Raw genomic sequence first — 9628 nt, forward strand, 5'->3', positions numbered from 1 at the left:
ACGTCATCGACGATGTCACCAAGGAGAGCTTGGCCGCGGTCGTCGACACCTCGATTTCCGGCCGCCGCGTTGCCCGAGAATTGACGGCACTGATCGCGCGGCGCGGAAAGCCCGGTGTGATCGTCTCGGACAATGGAACCGAGTTCACCTCGAACGCGATCCTCGAATGGGCCGAGAAGATGCAGGTGAAGTGGCACTACATCGCGCCTGGCAAACCCATGCAAAACGGCAACTGCGAGGCGTTCAACGGCCGGATGCGCGACGAGCTTTTGAACGAGACCTTGTTCTTCGGCATCGACCACGCGCGCGCGGTTGTCGCCCGCTGGACCCACATCTACAACACCGAGCGACCGCATTCGGCCCTCGGTTATCAGGCCCCGGCGGTCTTCGTCGCCCAACTCACCGCAATGGGCGATCAGCTTCGCGCAACTGAACTGCTGCGCAGATCGCCCATTGCTCCGTCGGCGCAACCGCGCCAAATTCAGCAAAGGACTCTGGGTTCAGCCGGATGAACATCGGGGGTCACAGCATCCTCGTTCATCTTGGCGCGAAAATTCTACTCATGCGGCGCATTACTTCCGCCCGGGGGTGCCGCCCGTGGCCGCGCAACAAATTCGCCAGCTATCGCGCCGTGGCTACCGGCCGCGCCCTACTGACCTTCACGCTGTGCCTTGGGGCGGGTCAGCGCATCGGTAACGCACTCAAAATGCGGTGGAGCGATATCGACGGAGAGGGAATGCGCGTTTTACAGAACAAGACCGGCGCGCGCCTGCGGGTTCCGTTCTCGCCGCACCTGCGCACCGTGCTATCGTCTTCCCCGAAACCTGGCGTGACGATCTGCGCCTGCGGGAGAAGAGAGCCAACCTCTTCCCGTGGAGCTTCTGACCAGATCATGGCTGCGCGGATCAACATCGGATCCGAGAAGTACGACCTTCATGGGCCGCGCTATTCGGCGGCATCAGAGCTGGCCGAGCCAGGTTGCAGTGATGAACTGATAGCGGCCATCAACGGCCATTCTACCAGCGCGATGATGCGCAAATATGCTGGTGCGGCGCGGTAAAAGACCGGAACGACAACAGCGCAAAAGCTGAGAGAGTGGATCAGGAACGGAACCAGAATGTTTTAAACATTGCCTAGATCCTGATAATCGCCTCTTGCACACGTCTTGGATTTCGTATTTACAGCAGTCACTTCGGCGGGTTGGCGGAGAGGTTACGCAGCGGATTGCAAATCCGTGAAGACCGGTTCGATTCCGGTACCCGCCTCCAATGTTTTCAATATGTTGCATTGGTTCCACCTCTCACCTTTATCTCTCTTGAAACAAGCGTTGAAACATTCACGTTCCGGGCTTGTTCTGTTCTGCGCGGTTGCGGGCTTCTTGGGCGCGAGTCGCCAAAACCCGTTGCCGGATACGTCCACCGTACTTCTTAAGCATATCAACGCCGGAATGCCCGGTGACGGCCTTGACCATCTCGTCATCGCAACCTGACTCATAGAGTTCGATCGTCGCGTTCTTCCGCAGGCCGTGCGTCACGTATTTCGTGGCGTCTGAGTGCGTCATCTGTTCCTTCACGGCGCGCATTTCATCGGCAATGACGCGATAGTGGGCCGGGCGACCGTTAGCCCCGCAGACCACCGTCAGACCGTTCTTAGGCGCCGATGCCAGATAGTCGCGCAGACGGTTGGTCATCGGGATCCACATTGGCTTATCCGTCTTGCCTTGGGTAAAGTCGAAGGCGCCGTCCTTGAAATGACTCCAGCGAAACTTGAGGACGTCCCCGATGCGCTGGCCGGTGCCAAGGCAGAGTTCGTAGACCAGTCGGGCGCGTGGCGGCGCAATAGCCTCGAACTCGGTTCGCACGTCCTCTGGCCACGGCTCCCAGCCATCACCCTCCTGCTTGAAAAGGGGCACGCCCTTCGCGGGGTTACCATGCTCCTTCTTCAGAAAACCGATCAGGCGGGCATGGTTCAGAAGGACGACAAGTACCTGCACCAGATAGTTCGCCTGCCTCCAGTGCTCTGCATTCGCCCTATGCAGGGCATAGACGTGATGGGTTTCGAGCTTCTGCGGATCCTTGTCGCCCCAAGTGCGACGAATGTGCTCGATGTATTTCCGGTAGTCTGCCTGTGTTCTGGGTTTCAGCTTCTTGAAGGCATCGCTTTCGAAATAGCTGAGAGCCAGCGTTTCGATCGTCCGTTTAACGGGCACGGGTTCGCGGCCCTTGATGAGTCGGTTGTAATGGTCCCAAAACTCAGGCGTACCGAATTCCTCTTTCATCATCACCGACAGCCCGCGGGCGCGGCGGATGAATCGCAGATAGCCTCGATCCTCATAAACGAACTTCGGCAATCCCTTCCGAGTCATTTTCCACCCATCCTCAAGTCAGCATCAAGGAAGTCATCGCCGCCTTCCTGATCAATCATGCTCAGATCGACATCGACGGTACCATCGGGACGAAGAGAGAACCGCACACGTGCCCAACCAACCTCCCGAGCTTCACGAATGAAGCTCATGGCGGCCTTCTTGGCTGAGGAGTGCGGGCTGTCTGCCATCGTAATCTCTGTTTAGATCATTCAACGAGGTTGCGTTTTCTCGCCCTGAGAGGGCGCAATCACATCCCCTTCGAAGTTGAGAACCGCACAGCGTTTGCGGGTCGGGCGGAAGCGCGACGGATGCGCGCTTCCAGGTCTGCGATTGCCGAGGCCATCTCCGCGTCGGTGCGGTACTGAATGCGCTCGCCGTTGAGCTGGAGCGCAAGAATGCCCTTCGCGCGCGCCCGGATCAGGGTGTCGCGCAGGGTGATCAGCTCGGAGACCTCGATTGCCATCAGCCCACCCGGTGCCAGCCGCGGTGGTCGATCCAGCCTGCGCCGAAGTCGAGCCGGATCTTCGTCTGCACGCCGTCCACCTCGAAGCCTGCGCGGGTTTCGATCTGCGGGCCGGGGGCGCCTTCGAGATAGGCGTATTCCAGGCCGTCGATCTGGGCCGGATCGGCGACGACATACCATTGCTCATCGTCGGTCAGGCGGGGGTCCACCAGCAAGGTGAGCTTGCCGAACGGGTTCACATCGTCGGTCTTCGTCGCGGCGATCTCGGTCAGCACCTGTTCGGCGACGGTTTCCAGCTCGGCCGGGACCAGGACGAAGCGCGGGGCCACGTTCAGCAGGCTGCCCGAATTCGAGGTCTGCTTGCGCATCGCAAGGCGCGCGGCCGCCAGAGCCGCGAGAGACGGCGCGGCATAGACCGCCGTCAGGTTGCTGTGCCCCGCGTGGAACACGCCCTTGCCGTCCGACATGGCCGGGTTCTTCAGGATCATGCTCACCAGGAAGTCATTCTCGAAGTTCCGCGCGGCGATGCCAAGGCGGCGCGGGATCTCGGTGAAGGCGCCGAGGTCGTCGTTCACCATCGCCTGGCGGGAAATCGAGAAGATCTTGCCGAAGGTGTCGATCTTGTAGGTTTCCGCGCTCTCGCCGATCGTGCCGTTCTGGAATTCCCCGGCTTCGTTGACCTTCTCCAGGCTCGGCGCATCGCCCAGCATCAGCTTGTGCTTGGCCCGGAAGTCGCGGGCCGTGCTCTGGCGCACGAGTTGGCGCACGGCAGACGGGGCCGCCTCGTAGGCGCCGCGCAGCTCCCGGTTCACGGCATCGCCGAGGATCAGCGGGAAGTCCGAGGTCGTATGCAGGCCGCGCGTGATGATGGTTTCGGCCGAAAGGCCAGCCGTCGATGCGCCCGATCGGCGCAGCGCTTCGCGGGCATGCTCAGCGATGGTCATATAGGCGAAGGGGCGCGCCTCGGCGCTCAGATCGTGGCCCGGGTTCGAGCGCGCCCAGAGCGCCTCGCCCGCGCGGGTGGCGATCACGGCCGGGTCGGTGTTGTCGGTGCCGATCTCGATCCGCGTGGTGCGGATTTCGGTGCGGGCGCCGCGCTGGCGCATTTCCTCGAAAGCGGCGGCGCGCGCGGCGTCGATGGGGGTTTCGGCGTCGATCTGCCCATCCGCCCAATCGCGGGTCAGGCCCGCCGTGGCGGCAATCGAGCGGATTTCGGCATTGATCTGGGCGCGGGTCAGCGCCTCGTGTTCCTGGGCTTCAGGCACTTCGGTGTCTCCATTTCGGAAATGGGCCCCGGCATCGGCCGGAACCGGGACAACGGACACCTCGATCGGTGTCCAGCGGATTGCGGCGCGGATGCGTTCGGCCCCGCGCCGCTCTTCTTTCCATTCGGCCACGCTGTAGCCGATAGACAGGCCGCGCAGGGTGCCGTCCGCAATGTCGGCCAGCACCGCAGCAGCGGTTTCGTTGCTGCGGAAGCGGATGCGCACCCACAGACCTTCCGGCCGGATTTCAGCCGCTTCCACAACGCCGAGCTGATCGCGCGTCGAGCTGGCGCGGTGTGCGTCCAGCACCGGCGCCCCGATCAGGCGGGACAGATCCGCGCCCGAGAGGTCAAGCCGCTCGATGAACCCGGCGCGGCGCACCTCGGCCCCGGTCGAAACGATCGCCTCGACGGTGCGGGCTTCGAGATTGACGGAAGAGGCGGCAGGCATTGCCGCGCGGAGGTGAATGGTCATGCGGCGTCTCCCGTGGCGGCCCGGTCGCGGGCGCGTTCTTCGTCCAGCTCGTCAATGTCCCGGCCGCGCCCGGCCACGACTTCCTCGCGCGATTTCAGGCCTGCGTTGATCGCGGCAACCTCAGCCTCGACCTCGTTCTTCGGGTCCACCCAGGCCCAGCCCGGCGCGACGAAGCGCACCGCGCGGAAGGCCTCGATCTCCCCGGCCGGGATCTCGCCTGCCAGCGCGCGCACATCGGTCCAACGCTGCCAGAGCGGGCGCAGGAGCATGCCTTCGATCAGGTTGCGTTGCAGCATCTCGGCGCGACGGCGGAATTCGAGCAGGCCCACCCGGGCGCTCGAATAGTTCGCCTCGCCGAGGTCCCCGGTCAGCGCCTCGAAGGTCAGGCCCGCGCCCGCCGCGATTTCCCGGTCCTGCGCGCGCAGGAATTCGATCGCCTGGGCGAGGCCCTGCCCCGGGTTCGAAAAGGTCACATCGGCACCGGGCGGCAGGATCCGCATCGCGCCGGGTTCCAGCGCCACATTCATCGCGCCGCCCTCGGCCTCGAAGCCCGCCGATCCGCCCTCGGGATCGCGGATGAAGCCGGTGATCAGCGAGGCAATCTTGAGCTGCATCAGCATCGCGTCCGAGGCCTCGTCGCGGTCGCGCAGCTTCAGCAGCACCGGCGCGAGCCAGCTCAGGCCGCGCACCTGGCCGGGGAACAGCGTGTCGAACACATGCAGCACGTCCGAGGCCGGAACCCGCACCGCCTCGCCATAGGTGACGAAGGGCGTTCCCGGTGCATCGCGCAGAACATGATAGGCGGTGACGCGATCGGCCGCATCGAACTCGATGCCTGCGATGATCCGGGCGCCGTTGCCGAGGTCGCGGGTCAGGCTCGGGTCGATCTGGTCAGCGGCGAGCAGCTTCGTGCGGAAGGCGCCATCCGCGCCGACGAAGGCCTGCACGAAGGCCTCGCCGTCGCGCACCAGCGCACGGGCGAGCGGCAGCAGGATCGGGCGCACCAGCTCCTCGAAGGCCTCGGCCAGCTCGCGCCGCGCCACCGGGTCCGGATGCTGCGGACGCGCCTGCCAGCCCTTGCCGACAAGCGCAGCCGCCCAGGCTTCCACGATCCGGTTGCCCTGGGCGGTATTGGTGTAGAGCGCCGAAGCCCGCGCCTTCGACGCTCCACGGGCGGCGAGCGTCTGTTGCTGGGGAGAGGAGAGGAGGGAAGCCCCTTCCCAGCGATGCCCGCCGCCCCCCGCCTCGATCCCGGAGCGTTTGAGCAGCTTGCCGAAGATGTTGAACGGGAATGCCATGTTGGCCTTACTCCGCCTCAGTAGGTTTCTTCGATCAGCCAGACAGGCCGGTTCTCGGAATTGCGGGTGATGCCAAATTCGTCGGCGCGATTGACCACAAAGCGCGATGCCGCCGAAGCGTTCACCAGAACAACGCGCGGCGGGTCGGACGGATCGGATTTTTCACGGATCAGTCCCGGAATTTCGTCCAAGCTACCCGCACAGAGCGCACGGGGAGCAAAATCCAGTTCGCCGGGGCGGTTTTGAAGGAAGGCAAGCCAAATATCTTGATCGGCATTCAGGCGCTCGCTTGCCCGATGCAGATGGCGGATGGCATTGCCCGCCGAGTACTTCGCCGCGTCGATTTCCACACCGCCATCATCGACGAAATCCATCATCAGACGGAGCAGGAAGGCGTCACTCAGGCTGTATTCCGCACGGCGGCGGGCGCGGGCATCATCCGCTTCGCTGTCCAACGGAAGATCGGGGACGAACGGCAGTTGCTTGCGAAAATAGTAGCCATCGAACCGCTTCTCTTCGCAGTCGGCGACATAAAGGATTGCCCGGCGTTTCATTGGTATCACCTCTGGTCGAAATTTCACCTCTTCTGAAGTGAAAGTGCCACAGTGGCGGCCGCGAGTCAAGTTCACTGCGAACGAGGTGAAATGTTGGCCGCCTCCCACTGCCCCTCAAGCAATTTCCGAGCGTGCTCCGCCTTCTCTTCGATCGCTTCGAGCAAGGCGAAGACGGAAGAGCCGCCCGGGACGTGCGGGTCGAGCAGATCCCTATGCAGCATTACGTCAATGCCAGCCGCGGAGAGCGCCTTGATGCTGTGCAGCACCTCGGCAGTGGCTTCATGCGCTTCGCGGTACTGCGCCGAGATGCTCATGCCTCACCGCCTTTCGGAAGCTTCTCTCCGCAAAGGTTCGCGTCGAGCCTCTGCGCCATGTCCCGGGCAATGAAAATCAGACCCTCGCAGGCCCTGCGGTCAATGTCAGCGTCGTGAAGGGCGTCGATCGCTTCCAAGACCATGCACAGCTGTTCCGCGATGTCTTGCTGTTCTTCGATGTAATCGAGAAGCGCGCTCATGCCCGCCCCTCCATCAGCTTGCAGGTGCGGCGCAGGGCTGCGCGCATGTAGCTGCGGGCCTCGCGTTCGCCCTGGCTGTAGCCGGTCGGGCGCTCGGTCGCGTCCAGAGCCAATGACAGGCAGTCGTGGATTTCCAGAAGGGCGACAGAAGGCAAGCCGGGGACGGCTGCCGGAACAAGGTTCGGCATTACGGGACTCCGTTGATACGTGGTATTGCTTTCGCTACAGTGTCCTAAAAGTACCCGAAAATTCGCTACTGTAAAGCGAAATGAACACGGTGAAGCGAATATGACGCCTGCACAGTGCCGAATGGCTCGATCTGGTCTCGGTTTGGGGGTGCGAGAGCTTGCTGAAGCAGCCGGAGTTTCGACGAATACGATCACTCGGCTGGAAAAGGGTGAGCCACTTAAAACGCGCACAATTGAGGCAATTCAAGCAGCCCTCGAAGCCGCAGGCGTCGAGTTCATCCCCGAAAACGGCGGCGGTGCCGGGGTGAGGTTGAAGAAGAATTCCAACGAATGAGCCTGAAATTCCCGCCCAAACCGGGCTTAATTGTCATTTGCGATTACACGACAGGCTTTCGTGAGCCTGAAATGGTCAAGGAGCGGCTTGCTGTCGTGGTGTCACCGCGCCTACCATACAGGGACGGCCTTTGCACTGTTGTCCCACTCAGCACTACGCCCGCCCGGTCCGGGATCAGGTATCAGTGCCGGGTTGAGCTACCAGTTGTCGCACCCCCTCCCTACGAAGGGAAAATCAAGTGGGCCAAGTGTGATATGCTCGCCACCCTATCTTACAGTCGTATGAAACTTCCTTACACCGGTCGCGACAAAACGACTGGAAAGCGGAAGTACTTGCAGATCGTTCTATCGGCTGAGGAATTGTCGAGGGTACGCACGTCAATGTTGTATGCGCTCGGCCTCGAATCCTTGACAAAAGAGGGTTGACAATACATATGGGTGCTGTCTGCGCTCGCAGGGTTCTGTGGTGCGCCTCAAGTCCACCTTAGGGTGGCGGGCCTGTGTAGGATGATACCAAATCCGAATGGTTGACAGCCCTGCCTTCCGAGGCAGGGCTTTCCATTTGCTCCCTACCGCCTCCGCATCCAATCCGACTGAAGCACCGGCCCCTTCCGCTGCGCCGGGGTCTCCTCCACCCGCGCCAGATCCTCGCGCCGCGCCTCGGGATTGATGTTCACCATCTGTCGGGCAGCGAAGGCATAGACGGCGCAATCCAGCGCCTCGGCCCGCCGCCCGGGGATGCGCTCGAAGTTCCGCACCGGCTGGCCCCGGGAATAGCGCACCACGGCGCGCTCGGAGGCCACCTGTTCATACCAGACGGCGGGCAGCTCGGCCGAGAACCGTACCTGGCCCACGCGCGGCAGGCGGGCGAAGAGCTGGGCCTTCACCGTATCCACGCCCACGATCCAGAGCCGCGCGCCGGTCTTGGTCTTCGATCCGGCCCGCTCGATCACCGGCCGGTTGCCCGGCGCGCCCTTGATCGCGAAGATCTTGCGCGCGGTGCGGGGGCGGCAGAAGCCCGTCACCACGTTCATCGAGGTCCCGTCACCCGCGTCGATCGCGGTGGCGTCGATCGCCATCCGGCCGCCCAGGGCATGCGGGAAGCGCTCGCGCAGCAGCGTGTCCAGCTCGGCCCATGTCTCCTGCGCATCGAAGGCGCCCCAGATCACCCGGTGGCCGAGGATCAGCATTCCGCCCGCTTCCGTCCAGCCGACATAGGTCAGCTCAAGCCGGTCGTGCTGCACGTCGCAGCCCACCGTCAGCGCCAGCACCTCGGCCGGGATCAGCGCCAGCCCGAAGGCCTCGGCCCGCGCCGCCATGCCGGTTTCGTCCAGCTCGTCGCCCTCCGATCGCCAGCCCTGGCCGAGGATCGTGTTGACGAAGGTCTGCAAGGTGGTCGGGTCATCCTTGGCCGCGACGAATTCGGCGGCGAGTTTGCCCCATGCCGCATTCGCGTGAAGGCTGATCAGCGCATTCATGCGGAACCCGGCATGGCCCTGCACCTGGGGCGCCGTGGCCCGCCAGCGGCCTTCGGCGACCAGCTGCGGCTTGTGGCGCTCCTCGATCTCCTCACCACAGCTCGGGCAGCGCCAGCGCGCCGCCTCGGGTTCGCCTGCGGGCCATGTGATCTGGTCCCAGGTGATTTCAGCGAAGACGCCGCAGCAGGGGCACGGCACCTCGAAGATCCGCTGATCGGATTGCGCATAGGCGCGCAGGACGTGGCTTGTTTCCTCATGCACCGGGGTCGAGCCGAGGACGATCTTGCGATCGGGGAAAGACAGGGTGCGGCGCTCGGCCAGCAGGATCGGCGAGCCCTCGGCCGTGGGCGCCATGCCGTCCACCTCGTCCATCAGCAGCATGCGCACGTTGTGCCGGCGCAGGTTGCGCGGGGCCTTCGCCGCCACGACCTTGAGCGAGCCGCCCGGGAAGCGCCGAGACAGCAACGTGTTGCGCCCAGCTTCGTCCAGCTCGCCCGAGAGCGCCGAGGCGACAGAAGGCGAGGCCGAGAAGATCGGTTCAATATCCGAGACAACGTAATCCCGGCAGTCGGTCGTGTCTCGGAAGTGGTAGAAATTGTCTGGCGGCGTAATCTCCGGGTGAACCAACACCCACCCAACCGGCGGCGGCAACCGCCAGGGAGATCACGCCATGAAGCAGAATACCGATAGCTCGTC

Annotated in this window: 14 protein-coding genes and 1 tRNA gene; 5 read left to right on the plus strand and 10 right to left on the minus strand. The window is 63.5% G+C overall.

All coding sequences use genetic code 11. The features are described 5' to 3' along the window. The 3 genes from ACOMG5_RS17085 to ACOMG5_RS17095 all read left to right on the plus strand — a co-directional run. On the plus strand, positions 1-512 hold a 512-nt coding region (locus ACOMG5_RS17085; RefSeq protein ID WP_420344993.1), incomplete at its 5' end, for an integrase core domain-containing protein. Further along, a complete protein-coding gene (locus ACOMG5_RS17090; protein ID WP_420344994.1) occupies positions 509-1060 on the plus strand; it encodes a tyrosine-type recombinase/integrase in 552 nt (183 codons plus the stop codon). The genes ACOMG5_RS17085 and ACOMG5_RS17090, both read left to right, overlap by 4 nt. 134 nt (positions 1061-1194) lie before the next feature. Beyond that, positions 1195-1268 (plus strand) — tRNA-Cys (locus ACOMG5_RS17095). 68 nt (positions 1269-1336) lie between these two features. On the opposite strand, the gene ACOMG5_RS17100 is transcribed toward ACOMG5_RS17095, so the two are convergent. The 9 genes from ACOMG5_RS17100 to ACOMG5_RS17140 all read right to left on the minus strand — a co-directional run bounded on the left by ACOMG5_RS17100 (position 1337) and on the right by ACOMG5_RS17140 (position 7121). Continuing rightward, a complete protein-coding gene (locus ACOMG5_RS17100) occupies positions 1337-2365 on the minus strand; it encodes a site-specific integrase (protein WP_420344995.1) in 1029 nt (342 codons plus the stop codon). Further along, the gene (locus tag ACOMG5_RS17105) at positions 2362-2553 is read right to left on the minus strand and encodes a hypothetical protein (RefSeq protein WP_420344996.1); all 192 of its coding nucleotides are present in this window, start codon (positions 2551-2553) and stop codon (positions 2362-2364) included. Before ACOMG5_RS17105 ends, ACOMG5_RS17100 begins: the two co-directional genes overlap by 4 nt. Positions 2554-2612: 59 nt before the next feature. Next, positions 2613-2828, minus strand: coding sequence for a phage head-tail joining protein (locus tag ACOMG5_RS17110; protein ID WP_420344997.1), 216 nt, complete (start codon positions 2826-2828; stop codon positions 2613-2615). After that, complete coding sequence (locus tag ACOMG5_RS17115) at positions 2828-4567, minus strand: prohead protease/major capsid protein fusion protein (RefSeq protein WP_420344998.1); 1740 nt, start codon at positions 4565-4567, stop codon at positions 2828-2830. Before ACOMG5_RS17115 ends, ACOMG5_RS17110 begins: the two co-directional genes overlap by 1 nt. Continuing rightward, positions 4564-5865: a phage portal protein gene (locus ACOMG5_RS17120; RefSeq protein WP_420344999.1), complete on the minus strand. Its 1302-nt coding sequence runs from the start codon at positions 5863-5865 to the stop codon at positions 4564-4566. Before ACOMG5_RS17120 ends, ACOMG5_RS17115 begins: the two co-directional genes overlap by 4 nt. A gap of 17 nt (positions 5866-5882) precedes the next feature. Next, a complete protein-coding gene (locus ACOMG5_RS17125) occupies positions 5883-6419 on the minus strand; it encodes a hypothetical protein (RefSeq protein WP_420345000.1) in 537 nt (178 codons plus the stop codon). 71 nt (positions 6420-6490) lie between these two features. Then, positions 6491-6733, minus strand: a complete 243-nt coding sequence (locus tag ACOMG5_RS17130) for a hypothetical protein (RefSeq protein ID WP_420345001.1) — start codon at positions 6731-6733, stop codon at positions 6491-6493. Beyond that, positions 6730-6933 carry a hypothetical protein gene (locus ACOMG5_RS17135; RefSeq protein WP_420345002.1) on the minus strand — a complete coding sequence of 68 codons (204 nt, stop codon included), beginning with the start codon at positions 6931-6933 and terminating at the stop codon, positions 6730-6732. The genes ACOMG5_RS17130 and ACOMG5_RS17135 overlap by 4 nt, the downstream gene beginning before the upstream one ends. Then, entirely contained in the window at positions 6930-7121 is a 192-nt protein-coding gene (locus ACOMG5_RS17140) for a hypothetical protein (protein ID WP_420345003.1), read from the minus strand. Before ACOMG5_RS17140 ends, ACOMG5_RS17135 begins: the two co-directional genes overlap by 4 nt. Before the next feature lie 121 nt (positions 7122-7242). Between ACOMG5_RS17140 and ACOMG5_RS17145 the strand changes: the two genes are divergently transcribed. Together ACOMG5_RS17145 and ACOMG5_RS17150 are read left to right on the plus strand one after the other, a co-directional pair. Next, the gene (locus ACOMG5_RS17145) at positions 7243-7455 is read left to right on the plus strand and encodes a helix-turn-helix domain-containing protein (RefSeq protein ID WP_420345004.1); all 213 of its coding nucleotides are present in this window, start codon (positions 7243-7245) and stop codon (positions 7453-7455) included. Continuing rightward, a complete protein-coding gene (locus ACOMG5_RS17150; RefSeq protein WP_420345005.1) occupies positions 7452-7880 on the plus strand; it encodes a type II toxin-antitoxin system PemK/MazF family toxin in 429 nt (142 codons plus the stop codon). The genes ACOMG5_RS17145 and ACOMG5_RS17150 overlap by 4 nt, the downstream gene beginning before the upstream one ends. Positions 7881-8023: 143 nt before the next feature. On the opposite strand, the gene ACOMG5_RS17155 is transcribed toward ACOMG5_RS17150, so the two are convergent. Beyond that, complete coding sequence (locus tag ACOMG5_RS17155) at positions 8024-9562, minus strand: phage terminase large subunit family protein (RefSeq protein WP_420345006.1); 1539 nt, start codon at positions 9560-9562, stop codon at positions 8024-8026. Positions 9563-9628 lie beyond the last annotated feature (66 nt).

The sequence above is a fragment of the Paenirhodobacter sp. genome (genome assembly GCF_041916475.1).
Taxonomy (GTDB): Bacteria; Pseudomonadota; Alphaproteobacteria; order Rhodobacterales; family Rhodobacteraceae; genus Rhodobacter.

Coding starts and splice junctions, on each gene's coding strand:
- ACOMG5_RS17090 (WP_420344994.1), top strand. CDS start 509: ATGAACATCGGGGGTCACAGCATCCTCGTTCATCTTGGCGCGAAAATT.
- ACOMG5_RS17100 (WP_420344995.1), bottom strand. CDS start 2,365: ATGACTCGGAAGGGATTGCCGAAGTTCGTTTATGAGGATCGAGGCTAT.
- ACOMG5_RS17105 (WP_420344996.1), bottom strand. CDS start 2,553: ATGGCAGACAGCCCGCACTCCTCAGCCAAGAAGGCCGCCATGAGCTTC.
- ACOMG5_RS17110 (WP_420344997.1), bottom strand. CDS start 2,828: ATGGCAATCGAGGTCTCCGAGCTGATCACCCTGCGCGACACCCTGATC.
- ACOMG5_RS17115 (WP_420344998.1), bottom strand. CDS start 4,567: ATGACCATTCACCTCCGCGCGGCAATGCCTGCCGCCTCTTCCGTCAAT.
- ACOMG5_RS17120 (WP_420344999.1), bottom strand. CDS start 5,865: ATGGCATTCCCGTTCAACATCTTCGGCAAGCTGCTCAAACGCTCCGGG.
- ACOMG5_RS17125 (WP_420345000.1), bottom strand. CDS start 6,419: ATGAAACGCCGGGCAATCCTTTATGTCGCCGACTGCGAAGAGAAGCGG.
- ACOMG5_RS17130 (WP_420345001.1), bottom strand. CDS start 6,733: ATGAGCATCTCGGCGCAGTACCGCGAAGCGCATGAAGCCACTGCCGAG.
- ACOMG5_RS17135 (WP_420345002.1), bottom strand. CDS start 6,933: ATGAGCGCGCTTCTCGATTACATCGAAGAACAGCAAGACATCGCGGAA.
- ACOMG5_RS17140 (WP_420345003.1), bottom strand. CDS start 7,121: ATGCCGAACCTTGTTCCGGCAGCCGTCCCCGGCTTGCCTTCTGTCGCC.
- ACOMG5_RS17145 (WP_420345004.1), top strand. CDS start 7,243: ATGGCTCGATCTGGTCTCGGTTTGGGGGTGCGAGAGCTTGCTGAAGCA.
- ACOMG5_RS17150 (WP_420345005.1), top strand. CDS start 7,452: ATGAGCCTGAAATTCCCGCCCAAACCGGGCTTAATTGTCATTTGCGAT.